Annotated in this window: 20 protein-coding genes; 7 read left to right on the forward strand and 13 right to left on the reverse strand. The window is 71.1% G+C overall.

What is annotated here, in order from left to right:
• The 4 genes from VH112_07890 to VH112_07905 all read left to right on the forward strand — a co-directional run.
• Positions 1-207: hypothetical protein (locus VH112_07890; protein HEX4540152.1), on the forward strand; the 207-nt coding region annotated here is incomplete at its 5' end.
• Positions 208-306: 99 nt separating this feature from the next.
• Positions 307-1704, forward strand: coding sequence for a M20/M25/M40 family metallo-hydrolase (locus VH112_07895; GenBank protein ID HEX4540153.1), 1398 nt, complete (start codon positions 307-309; stop codon positions 1702-1704).
• Positions 1701-3206 carry a glycine hydroxymethyltransferase gene (locus tag VH112_07900; GenBank protein HEX4540154.1) on the forward strand — a complete coding sequence of 502 codons (1506 nt, stop codon included), beginning with the start codon at positions 1701-1703 and terminating at the stop codon, positions 3204-3206. The genes VH112_07895 and VH112_07900 overlap by 4 nt, the downstream gene beginning before the upstream one ends.
• Before the next feature lie 197 nt (positions 3207-3403).
• Complete coding sequence (locus VH112_07905; GenBank protein HEX4540155.1) at positions 3404-3751, forward strand: hypothetical protein; 348 nt, start codon at positions 3404-3406, stop codon at positions 3749-3751.
• A gap of 109 nt (positions 3752-3860) precedes the next feature.
• On the opposite strand, the gene VH112_07910 is transcribed toward VH112_07905, so the two are convergent.
• The 4 genes from VH112_07910 to VH112_07925 all read right to left on the reverse strand — a co-directional run bounded on the left by VH112_07910 (position 3861) and on the right by VH112_07925 (position 6480).
• Positions 3861-4076: a hypothetical protein gene (locus VH112_07910; protein HEX4540156.1), complete on the reverse strand. Its 216-nt coding sequence runs from the start codon at positions 4074-4076 to the stop codon at positions 3861-3863.
• A 91-nt stretch (positions 4077-4167) separates the two neighbouring features.
• Positions 4168-4662: a hypothetical protein gene (locus tag VH112_07915; GenBank protein HEX4540157.1), complete on the reverse strand. Its 495-nt coding sequence runs from the start codon at positions 4660-4662 to the stop codon at positions 4168-4170.
• Between the two features lie 104 nt (positions 4663-4766).
• Entirely contained in the window at positions 4767-5264 is a 498-nt protein-coding gene (locus VH112_07920) for a DUF1003 domain-containing protein (GenBank protein HEX4540158.1), read from the reverse strand.
• Positions 5254-6480, reverse strand: coding sequence for a CBS domain-containing protein (locus VH112_07925; GenBank protein HEX4540159.1), 1227 nt, complete (start codon positions 6478-6480; stop codon positions 5254-5256). The genes VH112_07920 and VH112_07925 overlap by 11 nt, the downstream gene beginning before the upstream one ends.
• Positions 6481-6749: 269 nt before the next feature.
• Between VH112_07925 and VH112_07930 the strand changes: the two genes are divergently transcribed.
• On the forward strand, positions 6750-6938 hold the full coding sequence (locus tag VH112_07930) for a hypothetical protein (GenBank protein HEX4540160.1): 189 nt from the start codon (positions 6750-6752) through the stop codon (positions 6936-6938).
• Positions 6939-6995: 57 nt separating this feature from the next.
• On the opposite strand, the gene VH112_07935 is transcribed toward VH112_07930, so the two are convergent.
• From VH112_07935 to VH112_07975, 9 genes are all read right to left on the reverse strand, one after another.
• On the reverse strand, positions 6996-8114 hold the full coding sequence (locus VH112_07935; GenBank protein HEX4540161.1) for an ATP-binding protein: 1119 nt from the start codon (positions 8112-8114) through the stop codon (positions 6996-6998).
• On the reverse strand, positions 8111-8875 hold the full coding sequence (locus VH112_07940; GenBank protein ID HEX4540162.1) for a response regulator transcription factor: 765 nt from the start codon (positions 8873-8875) through the stop codon (positions 8111-8113). The genes VH112_07935 and VH112_07940 overlap by 4 nt, the downstream gene beginning before the upstream one ends.
• A 74-nt stretch (positions 8876-8949) precedes the next feature.
• Entirely contained in the window at positions 8950-10011 is a 1062-nt protein-coding gene (locus VH112_07945) for an NAD-dependent epimerase/dehydratase family protein (protein HEX4540163.1), read from the reverse strand.
• Entirely contained in the window at positions 10008-10691 is a 684-nt protein-coding gene (locus VH112_07950; protein HEX4540164.1) for a class I SAM-dependent methyltransferase, read from the reverse strand. Before VH112_07950 ends, VH112_07945 begins: the two co-directional genes overlap by 4 nt.
• An 11-nt stretch (positions 10692-10702) precedes the next feature.
• Positions 10703-11341 (reverse strand): DUF2064 domain-containing protein, encoded by a 639-nt coding sequence (locus VH112_07955; protein HEX4540165.1) that lies wholly within the window; start codon positions 11339-11341, stop codon positions 10703-10705.
• Between the two features lie 25 nt (positions 11342-11366).
• Complete coding sequence (locus tag VH112_07960) at positions 11367-11996, reverse strand: glycosyltransferase family 2 protein (GenBank protein HEX4540166.1); 630 nt, start codon at positions 11994-11996, stop codon at positions 11367-11369.
• Positions 11997-12007: 11 nt separating this feature from the next.
• Positions 12008-13582 (reverse strand): glycosyltransferase family 39 protein, encoded by a 1575-nt coding sequence (locus tag VH112_07965; GenBank protein ID HEX4540167.1) that lies wholly within the window; start codon positions 13580-13582, stop codon positions 12008-12010.
• Positions 13579-14034, reverse strand: coding sequence for a hypothetical protein (locus tag VH112_07970; protein HEX4540168.1), 456 nt, complete (start codon positions 14032-14034; stop codon positions 13579-13581). Before VH112_07970 ends, VH112_07965 begins: the two co-directional genes overlap by 4 nt.
• Positions 14035-15219 carry a molybdopterin-dependent oxidoreductase gene (locus VH112_07975; GenBank protein HEX4540169.1) on the reverse strand — a complete coding sequence of 395 codons (1185 nt, stop codon included), beginning with the start codon at positions 15217-15219 and terminating at the stop codon, positions 14035-14037.
• 193 nt (positions 15220-15412) lie between these two features.
• Between VH112_07975 and VH112_07980 the strand changes: the two genes are divergently transcribed.
• The gene (locus VH112_07980) at positions 15413-16507 is read left to right on the forward strand and encodes a hypothetical protein (GenBank protein HEX4540170.1); all 1095 of its coding nucleotides are present in this window, start codon (positions 15413-15415) and stop codon (positions 16505-16507) included.
• Positions 16504-17469 carry an ABC transporter ATP-binding protein gene (locus VH112_07985; GenBank protein HEX4540171.1) on the forward strand — a complete coding sequence of 322 codons (966 nt, stop codon included), beginning with the start codon at positions 16504-16506 and terminating at the stop codon, positions 17467-17469. Before VH112_07980 ends, VH112_07985 begins: the two co-directional genes overlap by 4 nt.
• Positions 17470-17476: the final 7 nt, after the last annotated feature.

Here is a 17476-nt window from a genome sequence, read left to right on the forward strand (position 1 = left end):
CAGGTCTACGGCCATCGGCTGGCGTCGACCGGGGAGGTGGCGGAGTGGGTGAGGGGGACGAGCCTGACCCGGTACTCCTCACGCCTTCCCGACGACCTGTTCGGCGAGTACCTCGACCAGTACCGCAGTCGGCTCGTCCAGGCCCTCGGGAAGCAGGAGCCGTACTTCTACCCCTTCAAGCGCATCCTCTTCTGGGGCGCGACGTAGCCGTCGGGCGCGGTACAGGTCGCGGCTCATCCAGTCCAGTACCCCCCTGGCGGTCGAGACGGCGTGAGAGGGATGCTGTGCGATGCTGGGGTCTCTCGTGTGCAGACACACGATGACGTCGGAGCGGACCTCGACCAAAGGGAGCGGGTATTGACCGTCGTCGACGAGGTGACCGACCTCCTCCAGCACCTGATCCGCAACGCCTGCGTGAACGACGGGACGCCCGAGTCCGGCCAGGAGGTGCGGAGCTCCGACCTCCTGTCGTCCTACCTGGAGGGGTCCGGGCTCGATCTCGAGCGCTACGAGGCGCTGCCGGGCCGTGGCAACCTCGTGGCTCGCATCGAGGGCAGCGACCCGACGGCGCCCTCGTTGCTGCTCATGGGCCATACCGACGTGGTTCCGGTCACCGCGGCGCGATGGAGGCGGGACCCGTTCGGCGGCGAGCTCGTCGACGGCGAGGTCTGGGGACGGGGCGCCATCGACATGCTCAACGAGACCTCGGCCATGGCCGTGGCGTTCAAGGCCCTCGCCGTCGAGGGCTGGCGGCCGCGGGGCACGCTCAGCTACCTCGCCGTGGCCGACGAGGAGGCACTCGGGACTTTTGGAGCCGACTGGATGCTGCGATGGCACCCCGAGGCGGTGCGCGCCGACTACGTGCTCACCGAGTCGGGTGGCTTCGAGATACCACTGCCGTCGACGTCCGGCCCGAAGCGGTCCATGATGGTGGGCGAGAAGGGCACCCATTGGGTGAAGCTGCGGGTACGGGGCACGGCGGGGCACGGATCGATGCCGTTTCGCAGCGACAATGCGTTGGTCAAGGCGGCCGAGGTGGTGCGTCGGATCGCCGAGTACGAGCCGGGCACCGACATCAACGACGTGTGGCGCGGCTTCGTGAGCCAGGCCGACCTCCCCGACGAGATCGCTCGCATGCTGCTCGATCCTGGTGCGCTGCGCTCGTTCGTCCAGGAGAGCGACGACATCGGGGTGGCTCGCATGGCGCACGCGGCGACGCACACCACGTTCGCTCCGACCATCGCCCACGGCGGTACCAAGACGAACGTCATCCCCGACAGCGTCGAGCTCACGTTGGACATACGGACGCTGCCAGGCCAGAAGGCCGAGGACATCGACCAGATGCTCGAGCACGCCCTCGGCGATCTGGCCAGCCACGTCGACATCGAGTCGCAGACGACCGACGAGGCGACGAGCTCACCGGTCGACACGCCGCTGTGGGACTCGATGCAACGGGTCACCAGTCGGCTGAGCCCTGGCTCCACCAACGTCCCGTTCATGATCGTGGGAGCCACCGACGCTCGGTTCTTCCGGCGGGCGGGATCGGTCGCCTACGGCGCCGGTCTGTTCAGCGACCGCATCTCGTTCGCCGACTTCGCGTCGATGTTCCACGGCGACGACGAGCGCATCGACCAGGAGTCGCTCCGCCTGTGCACCAAGTTCTTCGAGGAGGTCGCTCGGGACCTGCTGGGAGGTGGCCGGTGACCGTCGGCTCGCTGCTCGATCGATACCTCTCGGGTCTCGGCGTGGAGACCCGGGCGCTGGGCGCATCGGCCGAGGCGATCGCCTTCGCCGCCTCGCTCGATGTCGTGGCCAGCGTCGCGCCCGAGGTCGCGAGCTCGATCATGGCCGAGCTGGCCGACCAGCGCTCCCACCTCAAGCTGATCGCCAGTGAGAACTTCGCGTCTCCTGCGGTGCTGCTCGCCATGGGCAACTGGCTGTCCGACAAGTACGCCGAGGGCGTGCCGGGACACCGCCACTACGCCGGCTGCGGCAACGTGGACGCCATCGAGACCCGAGCGGCGGAGCTCGCCCGGTCGTTGTTCAGCGCCGACCACGCGTACGTGCAGCCCCATTCGGGCATCGACGCCAACCTGGTCGCCTACTGGGCCATCCTCAGCCACCGAGTCGAGGCCCCCGCCCTCGAGCGCCTGGGGGCCGCCGACGTCAACCGCTTGTCGGTCGAGCAATGGGAGGGGTTGCGCCACGAGCTCGGCGACCAGACCCTGCTCGGGATGGCGCTCGACGCCGGCGGCCATCTCACCCACGGCTTTCGCCCCAACATCTCGGGCAAGCTGTTCCGCCAAGCCTGTTACGGGGTCGACCCCGCAACAGGGCTCCTCGACTACGACGACGTGCGCCGGATCGCCCGCGAGGTGCGCCCGCTCGTCCTCGTGGCCGGCTACAGCTCCTATCCCCGGCTCATCGATTTCGCCCGCTTGCGGGAGATCGCCGACGAGGTGGGCGCGACGCTCATGGTGGACATGGCCCATTTCGCAGGCCTGGTGGCAGGCGGCGTGCTCCGGGGCGACCACGACCCCGTTCCCCACGCCGAGGTTGTCACCACGACCACCCACAAGACACTGCGCGGCCCGCGAGGGGGGCTGGTCTTGTGTACAACCGAGCTGGCGGCAGCCGTCGACCGCGGCTGCCCCCTCGTGCTGGGCGGCCCGCTCCCCCACGTCATGGCGGCCAAGGCGGTGGCGCTGCAGGAGGCGTCGAGGCCCGACTTCTCCAGCTACGCCCAGGCGGTGGTGGACAACGCCCGCACGCTCGCCGACCGCCTGCAGGCCGCCGGGGTCGGGGTCCTCACCGGCGGCACCGACAACCACCTGGTGATGGTCGACCTGCGCAGCTTCGGCCTGACGGGCCGCATCGCCGAGGCCGCCCTCCGAGACGCCGGCGTGACGTGCAACCGCAACCCCATACCCGCCGACCCCGAGGGCGCCTGGTACGCGAGCGGGCTGCGCCTCGGCACCCCCGCCGCCACCACCCTCGGCATGGGCGCCGACGAGATGGGCCAGGTCGCAGAGGTCATCGGTGACGTGCTCGGCGCGACGAGCCCCGCCGCCATCGCCTCGGGCCCGAACGCCGGCAAGCCGTCCCGGGTCAAGTACACGGTCGACGACTCGGCCCTCCAAAAGGCCCGAGCGCGCGTCCAGGAGCTCCTCGGCCGGCATCCGCTGTATCCCGGCGTCAACCTCTGAGCGGGACTGGGCCTTCTACCTGGGACGTCACGCTCTGGGGAAGACTTCGGCGGGACCTGCTGGGGGACGCCTGAAGGCATCTTGGTCGCCACCAAGACAGGTCAAGGTCCGCGCGATCCCGAAGTACAGAACACCAAACACCGATGAGAATGTAGCCCCGGTGCCCTTGTCGGTATCGAGCGCAGCTGGAGCTGGCCATGACCTTCGACCTGGCATCGGCCCGAGGTTGGGTGGCCCAGAACCAAGTCTTTGCCGCTAGGAGGCGGCGCGAGGGAGACATGACGGCGGCGCAATACTTCGCCAAGGCCGCTGCGGACGAACAGGCTCGGATCGACGCGCTGATCGAGGCCAAGGGCTTGGCGGGGGACCTGGCCGAATGCGACGGCGCCACCGGTGACTACGGGGCGAGGCTGTGGTATCTGCTCGATCAGGTCATTCCCGAGATCGACCTTATTGAGGTCATTGATACCGACGTCGTTGAAGAGAGAGCCGAGACACCCACCGGATCTGGGGCAGCCATCGACGACGCGGATCGCGACGAGTGATCTCGCGCCGTGGGTGTCGCCGACCTGGGGGACGACAGGGCGCGGCTCGACCGGCTGCGTAAGGGGTTGCGGGAGGTGCCGGGCGACGGGTGCTGAGGCGACCAATCGGCTAGGAGTCCACGATCTCCTGACACTCGACGCACCGGTCCCCACCGACTACGGGATTGCTCCAGGGTTCGTCCTTGCGAACCGTGTACTGGTCGGTGATGGGATGCGCGGCCTCGCCCTCATCCAAGTTGAAGGCGTGTGTGACCTTCCTCCGTGGGTCTCGCTTGCCTGCCGGGTCGGGATCTTCCCTGACGATGGCCTTCACCCACGTCGCCATGGGGCAAATGTACAGGGCGCTACCCCAGCACCGGCGCCACCGTTGACGGCTGTGGCCGCTGCCCCCAGCATCGCGGCGACAACCATGAACCTCACTGTTTGAACTGGCAGTCCGTGTGATCCCCGTGGTAGTCGACGTGGTCAAGATGGTTGGTCACTTGGCCGTTGTCACCGTGGTGGTACTGGCTGTACAGGTCATTGTGGAGACAACCGCCGTATGGAGGGCGCTCATCAACATGGTGGACCCCCGGGCTGTCGTTGTGCGGTACGTCGGTGTGCGTCCCGCCCGTGTCCGCGTGAGTGGCGCCGGAGTCTGAGTGGTCGGTATGGCCCCTGTCGGTGTGTGAGGTGTCGGTGTGGGTCGAGTCGCCGTGCGAGCTGTCGTTGTGGCCGGCGTCCTGATGGTCGGCGTGGTCACTGTGGCCGCCTGAGTCGGTGTGGTCACCGTGGCCCGCCGCCACGCTGGAACCACCACCACAGGCGGCGGCCATCACCGGCAGGGACAGTACGGCCGGCAGGGCGATCCCGGCTCGCAACAGCTCCCGCCGGGAGAACTGTCGATGGCGCTCGCGCCGCTCTTGGTCCAATGACCGCCTCCCCCTTGCAGTCACGCCAGACAAGCCAATGATCCGACTCGCATGGTAGGGATCAGGAGCTCGGCACGCAAGCACTCCCAGGTGCTGCTCCGACTTCAGGTCCGGCTGACGCCGCCACCTCGCGTCGAACCCTCCGCTGCGCCCTCGATCGTCTCCGCCAGCTCGGCGACGAGCTCGGCGATGTCCTCACGGGACGCCTTGGCCTCGAGGGCGATCCGCATGGCGGCGATCTCGCGGGCCAGGAAGTCCGTGTCGGCCAGCTGGCGAGACTCCGCGTCGCGGTCGCGCTCCACCTCCGCCCGGTCGCGCTCGGCCTGGCGGTTCTGGGCCAGCAGGATCAGCGGGGCGGCGTAGGCCGCCTGCGTCGAGAAGGCCAGGTTGAGCAGGATGAAGGGATATGGATCGAAGCTGAGGCTGGCGGCCACGGCGTTGAAGGTGATCCACATGACGACGATGATGCTCTGGATAGCGAGGAAACGAGCTGTCCCGAAGAACCGGGCCAGCGTCTCCGAGAACCGTCCGAAGGCCTCGGGGTCGTAGTGGATCCCGCCGCTGATCCCGCGGGGCATCGCCAGGGTGTCTTCATGGGCCATTCGCTGTCGTCCTCCTCGGGTCTCGCCAGTTTGGGGGCAGCACTCGGTCGAGCACGTCGTCGACGGTGACGGCGCCGACGAGGCGCCCGGCGGAATCGGTGACGGCCACGGCGAGCGCGTCGTAGGCGGCGACCCGGGCGGCGACCTCGGCCGCGCTGATGTCGGCGGCGACCGGTGCCGGCCTGTCGTCGAGGCATCGACCCAAGGGCCTCGGAGGAGGCTCCCGGAGCAGGCGTTGATAGCCCGCCACGCCCAGGTACCGGCCGGTCGGGGTGTCGGTCGGCGGGTGGGTGACGAACACCTGGGCGGCCAAGGTGGCGGGGAGCTCCGGGTCGCGCATGCGGGCCAGCGCCTCGGCCACGGTCACCGTCGGCCGCAGGATGACCGGCTCCGGGTTCATCAACCCGCCGGCGGTGTTGGGGTCGTAGTCGAGCAGCCGGCGCACGGGGGCCGCCTCGTCGGGCGTCATCGCCGCCAGCAGGGCGCCCTGGCGCTCGGCCGGGAGCTCGCCCAAGAGGTCGGCGGCGTCGTCAGCCTCCATCTCGTCGAGCACGTGGGCCAGCCGGTCGCCGTCGAGCCCTTCCACGATGCGCAGCTGCTCGTCCTCCGAGAGCTCTTCGAGCAGATCGGCCAGCCGGTCGTCATCGAGGGCCCCCGCCAGCACCCGCCGGCGGGCCAGCGGGAGCGCCCGGATCGCCGCCGCCATCTCCACGGGGTGGAGCGCTCCGATGGCGGCGGCCTCGCGCCCGACGGGGCTGCGAACGGTGAACAGCTCGGTGGCCTCGGGCCAATCGATGATCTCGGGAGGCCGCCGGCGCCCGAGGCGACCACGAGAGCCGAGGGCCACGGTCGCCACTTCCCAGGCGAACGACACCATCGGGTCGGGGCGGATGGCCAGGTCGATGACCCTCTGTCCGCGCAACGAGCGGCCGAGCAGCTGGCCCATGACCAGGAGCTCGCCCGGCCGCAGCTCGAACTGGCGGAGGTTGATCGCCCCCCGCAGGCGGGCGCCCTCGTGGCTCAGCTCGGCGATGCGACCGGCGGCGACGAAGACCCGCCGGCGCTGGAGCGCGACGACAAACCCGCGGACGTCCGGCGCGTCACGGCCGCCCCATGCGCTGAGCACGACGTCCGCCAGCTGGCCAACGGCGGCCCCGTCGGCGCCGAGCAGCGACAATCGGACCAGCCGCGAGACATAGACGAGACGCTCCGCCACCTCGCCAAGGTAGCTCCCGCGCCCGGGGCAGCCACTGAACGTGCCTGAGGGCGACGTGTCGAAACCACGACGAAAATCATTCAGCCCGAGTTCATCTGGGCTTCACAGGCGTTCGGCCAGACCGTTCGCTCGCCGACACGGGCGCCCAATAGCATCGGGCGTGTGCCGTGAGGAAGACTCGGGGAAGGCTCGGTCCATGACGCCCAGCGGCGCCAAGGGCCCGAGGCGATCAGCGTTTCGCTCACCTTGGCGACTGAGAGGTGAAGACCATGGCGTCTAGCGCAAACGGCCGTGAGACGTCGGAGCAGAGGGCTCCGTTCGGAGACCATACGCTTCCAAAGACCATCCGCATCCTGAGCGACCGGGCCGAGCTGGAGGAGGCGCTGCGCAAGGCGGCCGCCCACGATCAGGCCCTGGCCGACCAGATCTCGAGGCGCGCTGCCCGCTACCGCCGCTGAGCGTCCTGTCGCGAGCGGGTGCCGTCGGCGAGCCGAGGCTGCCGAAGCCGGCAGCGATCAGCCCGATGAGAAAGGTACGAGCGGATCGGAGCCATCACGCTGCAACGGCATCCGCACGGTGAAGGCGCACCCGGCTCCCTCGTTGTGGACCACGATCTCACCGCGCTGCGCCTCGACGAGGCCTCGAGCGATGGCAAGACCGAGGCCCGCTCCCCCACCGCCGTCGCGGCCGCGGGCGGCGTCGCCCCTGTAGGCCACCTCGAAGACCCGCTCGAGGTCCTGGGCCGGGATCCCCCCACAGGAGTCGAGCACCGTCACCGTGGCCGAGCCGTCCTCGTAGCCGGCGGCGATCGTCACTTGCCCTCCGGCCGGCGTGTGTCGGATGGCGTTGTCGAGCAGGTTGCGGAGGGCCCGGCCGAACTCCGGGGTCGAGAGCTCGACGCTGGGGCCCGAACCGACGGCCCGGCCGCTCAGGCGTATCGCCTTGGCCTCGGCGGCGGGCCTGGCCCCGGCGAGCGCGTCGGAGACGAGGTCGGTGAGGGAGGCGGGCGCGGGCGACAGCCGCAGGGTGTGGGCCCCGATCCGGCTGAGCTCGAACAGCTCGTCGACCAGCTTGGCCAGGCGCTCGGTCTCGAGCCGCATGGTCCGGTGGTAGCGGGCGACCGTCTCGGCGTCGTCGACCACACCGTCCTCGAGGGCCTCGACCATGGCCCGGATGCCGGACAGCGGCGTGCGAAGGTCGTGGGAGACCCACGCCACGAGCTCGCGGCGAGAGGCCTCGACGGCCTGGGCCCGGGCCCTGGCCTCGGCCAGGCGAGCCTGGTCATGGCCGAGGATGAGCGCGGCAAGGATGCCGACCGTGCCGGCCGGCGGCAGGACCACCAGGAGCACGGCGAGGTCGTGGTCGTTGATGAACATCTGCGACGCAGCGACGAGGACGCCGGCTCCCACCGCGGCCACCACGCCCAACGCGACCACCGCGGCCTGGAACCCGACAGACCGCGGGGGCGCGCCGCGAAGGGCGCCCCACCCGATGACGCCGACCGCACCGGCCGCACCGATGCTGATGCCCGACAGCGTCATCGCATCGCCCCAGGGCATCCCGGTGGCCAGCGCGGCCAGCGTGGTGACGAGGGCGCCGGCAGCGACGACCAGCCATACCCGCCGTGCGGTCACGGCTCGAACCGGTAGCCGACGCTCCACACGGTGACGACGTGACGAGGATCGGCCGGGTCGGCCTCGACCTTCTCGCGCAGTCGCCGGATGTGGACCGTGACCGTCGACGTGTCGCCGTAGGTGTAGCCCCAGACATGCTCGAGCAGCTCCTCCCGGCTGAACGCCCGCCGCGGGTGGCGCATCAGGAAGACGAGGAGGTCGAACTCCTTGGAGGTGAGGGCGACGAGCGTCCCGCCGAGCCGGGTCTCGCGGGCCGCGGTGTTCACGCTGAGCCGGCCTGCCGTCAGGACGGCGCCGGACGGCGTCGAGCCGGCGGACGCCCCCCCTGCGGCCGGCCCGGCATCGGGCTGCGGCCACGGCCCACCTCGAGCCCGGCGCAGCACCGACCGGATCCTGGCCATGAGCTCCCTGGGCGAGAACGGCTTCGACACATAGTCGTCGGCACCGAGCTCGAGGCCGGCGATGCGATCGGCCTCGTCGCTCTTGGCGGTCAGCATGATGACCGGGATTGGGGCCGCCAGCCGCAGGCGCCGGCAGACCTCGAGCCCGTCCAGGCCCGGAATCATGAGGTCGATCACGACCAGGTCCGGCAACGAGCGAAGGGCTCGCTCGACGGCGTGCGTGCCGTCCGCCACCTCTTCGACGGCGTAGCCCTCACGGGTCAGGTAGCGGGCGACCACCTCCGAGACGGTGCGATCGTCCTCGACCACCAGCACCCGGGTGGTGGCGCCGTCGGGCGCGGGCGCAGCGAGGCCCTCCACTCCCGTGATGCTAGGCCCCGGGTCCCCGGGGCGTGGCGCGCGGCCCGCCGGGCCGCGCCATCCGTGAGGCCTCCTCATGACGATCGCGCCGCTCGCAGCTCGGCGCGTGCGAGCTCCTGCATGCCGTCCGCGAACCCGACCTCGCTGCGAAAGCCCAGCCGATCCGCGGCCAGCGCCGGCGACGCCGTCACGTGGCGGACGTCGCCAGGGCGGTAGCGGCCGGTGACCACCGGGGGCGGTGCATCCGATCCGACGGCGAAATGCAGGGCGGCGGCCATCTCCGCCACGGAGTGGACCTCCCCCGAGGCCACGTTGAGCGGCCCGTCCGGCGGCTCGGGGGCGAGCAGCGCGAGTCGGTTGGCCCGGGCGACGTCGCGCACATGGACGAAGTCGCGCCGCTGACCACCGTCCTCGAACACCAGCGGGGCCAACCCCGCCAGCAGGCGGCTGCGGAAGATGCTGGCCACCCCCGCGTAAGGCGTGTCCCGCGGCATCCTCGGCCCGTAGACGTTGTGGTAGCGCAGGCGGGTGACCGGCACGCCCCGCTCCTGTCCGAACACCGCGCAGAGATGCTCCTGGTGCACCTTGGTGGCGGCGTAGATGCTGCGCGGCTCCAGGGGGGCGGCCTCGGTCACGGCCGACGGCTCGAGCGGCGCCCTGCACGCAGGGCACCTCGGCTCGAAGCGCCCCGCGTCGAGATCGTCGGGCTGGCGGGGCAAGGGCCGCACCAAGCCGTGATCGGTGCACAGATAGGCGCCCTCCCCGTAGACGACCATGCTGCTGGCGAGGACGATCCGGCCCGCGAAGCGGTGGCCGTGGAGCGCCCGGAGCAGGACGGCGGTGGCCCGGTCGTTGTCGTCGACGTAGCCGGTGACGTCGGCGAAGTCCACGCCCAGGCCCACCCTGGATGCCTGGTGGCACACGGCATCCACTCCCTCGGTGGCGGCCATCGCCAGGTCCGGGTCGGCGAGATCGCCGAAGCGGTACTCGGCCTGTTCGTGCAAATACGACGGCAGGCCCCCGTGGGCATTCGGGTGCAGCGAGTCGACGACGCGCACCTCGACCCCGGCCTGGACCAGGTCGTCGACCACGTGCGACCCGATGAAGCCGGCGCCGCCGGTGACGAGAACCCTCACGCTCCCTCCGCCAGCGCGATCGCCCAGGCGTCAGCACCGAGGCCCGATCCGCACCCGACGCATCCGTCGTGATCCGACCGCGGATCATGGCCGTGATCACCTGCCGGGTGCCGAACGAGCCGGGCGAACCAGCGACTCCCGGACTCCCAGATGGCAGAGACTCCGAGGCCCGAGGACTCGGCCGTGAGGGGCAGGCGGGAGGCGGCCACACGGGCCCACGGGAACCACGGTCCGCGGACCGAGCCATGCTCGACGCGGGCGCGCATCCGCCCGGTCGGGGTGCCGGGCGGATCGACCTCCACCAGCGCACAACCTCCAGGGGCCAGGAGCTGACCGATGCGACGGAGCAGTGCCGTCGGCGACCCGCCGATCCCGATGTTGCCATCGAGCAGCAGCACGGTCTGCCAGGCCTCGGCCAGCGGAAGCGGCCGGAAGACGCAGCGCTGCAGCACCGCGGCGCCACGGTCGCGCGCGACCGTGACCGCGAGGGGCGAGATGTCGATGCCCAGCGCAGGCACGCCCATCCTGGCCAGGGCCAGGACGTGGCGGCCGGGCCCGCATCCGACGTCGAGCGCTGGCCCCACGACCTCGCCCAGGATCCGCTCCTCCTCGGGCGTCGGTTGACCGCGCCAGCGGCCCGGCTCCAGCGAGAGGGACGACCCGTCGGTACCGCGAAGCACGGGACGAGCCTTCATGCCGAGCGGGCCGCCCGCTCTTCGGTGGAGAGGCGCAGGGCAGCGGCGAAGCGGGTACCGGGAGCGATCTGGGAGACGGCCACGGCGTCCTCGATGCGGTCCACGTCGCGCAGGATCGGCAGCTCGACGACCCGATGCCCCAGGGCCCGCAGGCGCCGGTGCTGGGCCGCACCGGTGTGGGGCATGCTCATCGGCACTCCGATGAACACCCGAGGGTCCGGGCGCGGGAGGCCGATCGCCCACCATCCCCCGTCGAAGGCGGGGCCGAACAGGGCAGCCGTCGACGGCGGGCACAGCAGCCCGAGGGCCTGGTCCAGGACCGCTGACGTCACCTGGGGCGTGTCCATCCCGATCTGCACCCCCGGGCCCCCGGTGTCGACCCAGGCGTTGGCCAGGCGCTCGCCGAGACTCCGCCCCCGCTGGGCGATGACCTCGAAGCCCGGCGGCAGCCAGTCGCCCGGCCGCCCGTCGAGGGCGACGACGCGGCGCTCGGCGCCGCAGCCGGCCACGGCCTCACAGGTGTCGGCCAACGACGCCTCGGCCAGGGCCGCGGCCTCGACGGGATCACACGGCGGGCACAACCGGGTCTTTACCCGGCCCGGCTCCGGCGCCTTGGCCATCACGAGCACGTGCACGAACGCCTCCTGGTCGGGCCGACGCTCATCGCAGGGCCGCCCCCATGTCGCGCGCGGCGCGCACCGTCCCCCTGAGCGTGCCGGTCACCTTCGAGCGCCCGACCCGGCGTCGGTAGGTGACCGGGACCTCGTTCACCCGCCAACCCGCCGCCCCGGCACGCAGCACCATCTCGAGGGGCCAGCCGAACCGACGGTCGACGATACCGAGGTCGAGCAGGGCACGACGACGGGCCGCCCGCATGGGGCCGAGATCGGAGAGGTGCACGCCGGTGCGCCGTCGCAGCTCGACGCACAAGGCCAGGTTGGCGGCGCGCAGGTGCAGCGGCCAGGCAGCCCGATCGGCGTGACGGGCGCCGAGCACCAGGTCGGCTCGATCGACCCGCACCGGGGCGGTCACGCGCTCGAGGTCGAGCGGGTCGAGCGATCCGTCGCAGTCCATGATGCAGACGACCTCCGACGACGCCGCAACCAGCCCGGCGAAGCAGGCCCAGCCGAAGCCGGGTCGGCCCTCGGATACGACCGCGGCGCCCGCCCGTCGGGCGATATCGGCCGAGCCGTCGGTCGACCCGTTGTCGACCACCAACGGCTCGTAGCCGGCGGGCATGCGACCGAGGACCCACGGCAGGGCCTCGGCCTCGTTCAACACTGGAAGCACGACCTGGATCGTCATCGCGGTCCCGCCCGCCGGAGGAAGAGCACCGTCGGGCGCAGCTTCTGATCGGTGACCGGATAAAAGGCAGCGCCCGACATGATCGGCGCCGGCACTTGGACGAAGTCCCGCCGCAGCACGTCGGCAAAGCCGCGCTCGTCGTCGGTGTCGTCGAGCACGACCGCGCCGACGGCGGGCGAGGCAATGGCCCCCGGCAGATCACGCAGGAGGACGCGGCGGCCGCGATCGTCGCCGCTCCGAAGCACCTCGAAGATCGCGTCTTCCTGGGCCGAGGTCCCCTTGCCGGCGATCGTCGCGTACCAGGGGTGGTCCAGCACGATGACCCGGCCGGGCAGATGACGAAGGGTCGCGACCAGCTGGTCCCCCGCCCGATGGTCGGCCGCGGTCGGGATCTGGGCCGCCAGCGGGTATCGCAGCTGGCCGAGCTGGAGCGCGATCGGCGCGGCCAGCAGCCCCGTCACCAGCCAGCGCCACCGGACTGGCGGCGCCCGGCGCAGAGCGGCAACGGCGTGCCCGACGAGCAGGGCCACCCCGGCGGCCGCCGGGATGAGCACGTCGTCCCAACCACCGCTGTGCAGCCGTCCGACCCAGCTGGCGCCGACCAGGCCGAGCACCACAGCCAGTTCGAAGCCCAGCACGTCAGGGCGAAACGGCCACCGGCGGCGAATCGCCCAGGGCCCCAGCACGGCCGCCGCGGCCAACAGCAGGGCCACCCCCAGGGGGTGCCAGAGGTCGTGGACCCAGAAGCCGGTCAGTGCGCCAGAGACGAACGGCTGGTGAGCCAGCTCACCGAAGACGTAGTAGGCGTACCAACCGTGGGACAGCGCGTTCATGACCAGGGTCGACCCGATCACGAGGACACCCGCCGTCCCGGCGGCGCTCGCCCCCACCCGCGGCCGGCGGAGCAACAGCCAGGCCAGCAACGGGAGGGCGGCCACGAGCGCCGTCTGCTTGGTGAAGAAGGCGAGGAACACGAGGACGCCGACGGCAAGCCCGCCCCGCCATGACCGGGCGCGCCTGGCGGCGAGCACGGCCAGGAGAAACAACAGCAGGAACAGCGAGTCGACCCGGCCGAGATCGAGCCAGGCGCCAGTGAGGCGGAACGTCGCCGCGTACAGCCCGACAGCGCACAAGCCGGCGACGCGGTCGCGCGTCTCCGACCTGACGAGGACGTAGATCACCAGGAACGTCGCCAGCGACGCCGTGAACGACACGAGCCGGAGGGCCAAGAAACCGACACCGATCACGTGCGCCACCGCGCCCGAGGTCCAGAAGTACAGCGGCGGGTACGGCCACGGCACGTAATGCAGCGATGGTTGGACGTACAGGCCGTGACCGGCAGCCGCCCGCTGCACGATGCCGACGGCACCGCCCTCGAGCCATTCGAGCTCGAAGGGGTAGCCAATCCGGTGCAGCGCCACCCAGAGGTAGGCGGCGACGGGAAGCATGGCGACCGACCCGAGCACCAAGCCGGGTAACCAGCCGAGACCGGGCCGCTCCCGGGGTGGTCTCACCGGCGCCCGCTCCTCGTGAGCCAGGAGGGGCTCGACGGCAGTGGCGACGTCGCTCACCCGCGGGCCCTCCAGAGCCGACCGAGGTAGAGGAGCGCGGACCCGGCGAACAGGATGCCGGTGACCAGCAGCCATCGACCCAGGTACGGACCGGTACCGAGCCCGGTGGCCGATCGGTAGGTCCGCTCGCCCAGTCCCAGCACGAGTGGGAAGAACATCAGAAACAGCAACCCCGACAGCAGGGCGGGGATCCTGATGTGGTTGATCAGGGGCGGGGCCGCGCCGTGGCCGGACGGCAGGCGGATGCGGCGCATGAGACGGTCGACGAGAGCGTCCAGCGGGAACAGCACGAAGTCGTGAAGGACGGCGGCGGCCACGAAGTAGACGCCGATCATCCATGCGTAGGGCACCTGGACCACGCGGTCGATGACGTAGCCGGCGAAGGCGAAGCACCCAGCGAGCAGCACCAGATGGGCGGGTCGGGCGCCGTAGGCGCGACGAAGGCGCTCCACTCAATCCACCGCGAAGCTCATCTGGCGGACCCACTTGGTGTTGTGCACACCCGGCGCGGCGGGGACGATGACCCGGGCCGGGTAGCCGTGGTCGGGCGAGAGGTCCACACCGTTGACCCGGAGAGCGAGCAGGGAACGGGAATCGGCGACCTGGTACCCGCTGAGCGTGGCCTGCCCGAAGGCGCCGTTCACTTCGAGGGACTGCACATAGACCGAGCGGGGCGCGTGCGCGCCCGCCATACGGGCGAGGTCGGCCAGACGGACACCGGTCCACGTCTGCTCGGTCGACCAGCCTTCCACGCAGGCGATGGGCAGGCGGTACGTGTGCTGAGGAAGGGAGAGCAGCTCGGGGCGCGAGAGCTGTCGGACCACCGGGCCCTGCAGCACCAGGCGCCACGCGTCACCGGTGAGCTCGGGACGGATACCGGCCGCGCCCGCCGTGCGGTTGATCTGGAAGTCGGTGGGACCGCCCCCGTACGAACGTCCTCGGGGGGCCAACAGCGCGGTGCTGCGCAGGGCATCGACCGACTCACCGAGAGTGAGGGCGAGCACGACGAACGAGGCGCCCCCCACGACCCCGAGCAGACCGCGTCGCGAGATCGTGGGCGCGGAAGGGGCGACCGGTGCCAGGCCGTCGGGTTCCGGAGGTTCGGGGACGGTCTCGGCGACACCGGTCCGTAGTTCCGCCCGCAGGCTCCGGCTGCGGAGCGCCGTCACCAGTCGAGGCGTCTTCAGCACGACATGAACGGTGAAGCCGGCGAGGAAGGCCCAGGCCCCGAAGAAGTGGGCGTCGTAGAAGGAGAACTTCCACGGGTAGAAGTACTCGACGTTGAAGATGCCGGTGAAGAACTCGAACACCGCGCCGCCGACCAGCAGCACCAGGCTGGCCCGTTCGAGCGCATAGGCGATCGAACGGATAGGGGGCCACGCGAACAGCCTCGGGATGACCGACCACAGCTTGGCCAGCAGCACCGGCGTGAGGACCAGGCCCAGGATCACGTGCGTGCCCTGGCTGACCCGGTAGACCCACGACGGGTTGGTGATCCAGCTGAAGAGGTAGAAGCCCAGCACCCCGTGCGCCGGCGTGGTGTCGTTGTGGGCGAGCCGCGGGTTGTAGGCGGCGTAGGAGACGAGCCCGGTCACGACGAGTACCGGGATCCCGATCAGCAGGACCGAGCCCAGCACGCTCGTCAGCCATGGCCCCCGAAGCGGGCTTCGCCAGACTCTGGGCCGGAACGGCCACGGTGGGCGACGCATCAAGGGGTATAGTGCCCGCTCGCATCCGCCCCTTACCGTCGATGAGCGACAGTTCAGACTTCTTTAATTCCTTGGCGCCCGCGTACCGGGCCGCCGGGTGGGGACCCTACGGTGGACTTCCATGTCCCGGGCTTGGCGGTGGATCGTGGTGGCGGGTGGCGTCGCCGTCCTGATCGCCATCCCCCCCGCCGTGGGCGCCCTCCCGGTCTCGGTCACCGCCCCGCCACCGGCCGTCCTTCTCCAGCGGGTGGTCCACTCCACGGCCGTCCCCTATCAGGGGTACGCGCTCAGCGAGGCGAACTTGGGCCTACCCGACGTCGCCCAGGCCGGCGACGCGACCGATCTGCTGAACAACACCTCCCGCCTGCGGGCGTGGGTGGACGGCACCGACCGTTGGCGGGTCGACCAGGTCTCCACGGTCGGGGAGAAGGACACCTACGCGGACCAGGGCGGCGTGTGGATGTGGGACTCCGGGCATCACAAGACGACGCGCGTCGAAGGCCAACCTGGGGCCCGGCTGGCGCGCCCTACCGACCTCCTTCCTCCCGAGCTGGGAAGGCTCCTGGCCGCGGCGGCCACCGCCGACGAGGTGCGCGCCGTGGGACCGAGGCGAGTGGCCAACGTCGCCGCCGCCGGGATCCGGATCACGCCGCACACCAACGCCACCACCATCGCAGCCGTCGACCTCTGGGTCGATCCCGGGAGCGGTCTCCCGCTGGAGGTGGCGATCTACGCCAAGGGGAGCTCGCGCGCCGCGCTGCGGTCGCGGTTCCTGGACGTCTCGCAGTCGCGGCCCTCGTCGTCGCTGGTGACCTTCCAGCCGCCATCGGGTGCGATCGACTACCACGACTGGGACGACGTCGACATCGCGGCCCGCATCGACCAGCGGTCTCCGATCCTGCTTCCGAACGTCCTCGGGTCGCTCGTCCGGAGGACTTCCCGCCCTGCGGCCGTCGCGACCTACGGGGCTGGCTTCTCGGTCGTGGCCGCCGTCGGCATCCCCGGACAAGTCGGGGGCCAACTCGAGCGGCAGCTGGCCCGCCTCCCGACGATCGACACCCCGGTAGGTCAAGGGCGGCTGGTGCAGACGCCGTTGCTCAACGGGCTCGTGGTGTCGAACGGTGGCGCGCTCTACGCCATCATCGGTGCCGTTCCTCCCGGTCAGCTCGCCGGCCTAGCCGGGAGCCTTCCGTACCTGGGAGTTGCACCGCTATGAGCGCGGTGATCGAGACCAGCGGGCTGATCAAGCACTACGGCACGGTCACCGCCGTGGAGCGCCTGGACCTCGAGGTGGAGGAGGGCGATCTCTACGGATTCCTCGGACCGAACGGGTCGGGCAAGTCGACAACCGTGCGAATGCTCCTCGGCCTGGTCTTCCCCAGCGCCGGGCGGATCCGCGTGCTCGGTCGCGACATGCCCGCCGAGGGGCGATCGGTCCTGCCGGCGATCGGCGCCATCGTGGAGGAGCCCGGCTTCTACGGCCACCTGTCGGGCGCCAGGAACCTCGCCCTCATCGAAGCGGCGAGACGGGACGACACGCGCGCCGGCCGTAGGCGCCGGATCGGCGACGCCATCGACAAGGTGGGGCTTCTGGGCGCCGCCCGGCGCCCGGTGAAGGCCTACTCGACGGGCATGAAGCAGCGCCTGGCCATCGCCGCCGTGCTGCTCCGGCGCCCCCGCCTCGTCATCCTCGACGAGCCGACAAACGGTTTGGACCCACAGGGGATCCACGAGATCCGCGACCTGCTCCGCGAGCTCGTGACCCAGGGGACGACCGTCTTCCTCTCCAGCCACCTGCTCGCCGAGGTCGAGCTGATCTGCAACAGGGCGGCGATCATGTCCGACGGCCGCCTGCTGGCCCAGGGCGATGTCACTCAGCTGCTGGCGCCGACCGGTCGCGTCCGGGTCGAGACCCCTGACGCGAGCACCGCCGTCGAGCTGGCCCCGACCATCGGCGGGGTCACGGTCCACGACCGGACGCCGAGCTCGGTGGTCCTGGCCCTCGACGGGAAGGCCCCGGAGGAGCTCAACCGGGTGCTGGTCGAGAAGGGCGTGCGGGTGCGGGAGCTCATAATCGAGCGGCGCCGGCTGGAGGATCTGTTCCTGGACCTCACGGGCCACCAGACCGCCGACCGGAGCACGCCGAGGGAAGGGCACGGGGACAGTGCTGCGGGTTGAGCTTTAC

It is taken from the genome of Acidimicrobiales bacterium, assembly GCA_036270875.1.
GTDB lineage: Bacteria > Actinomycetota > Acidimicrobiia > Acidimicrobiales > AC-9 > AC-9.

Excerpts from the sequence above, each read along its gene's own strand:
- VH112_07905 (HEX4540155.1), top strand. The coding sequence starts at position 3,404 with ATGACCTTCGACCTGGCATCGGCCCGAGGTTGGGTGGCCCAGAACCAA.
- VH112_07910 (HEX4540156.1), bottom strand. The coding sequence starts at position 4,076 with ATGGCGACGTGGGTGAAGGCCATCGTCAGGGAAGATCCCGACCCGGCA.
- VH112_07920 (HEX4540158.1), bottom strand. The coding sequence starts at position 5,264 with ATGGCCCATGAAGACACCCTGGCGATGCCCCGCGGGATCAGCGGCGGG.
- VH112_07930 (HEX4540160.1), top strand. The coding sequence starts at position 6,750 with ATGGCGTCTAGCGCAAACGGCCGTGAGACGTCGGAGCAGAGGGCTCCG.
- VH112_07980 (HEX4540170.1), top strand. The coding sequence starts at position 15,413 with ATGTCCCGGGCTTGGCGGTGGATCGTGGTGGCGGGTGGCGTCGCCGTC.
- VH112_07985 (HEX4540171.1), top strand. The coding sequence starts at position 16,504 with ATGAGCGCGGTGATCGAGACCAGCGGGCTGATCAAGCACTACGGCACG.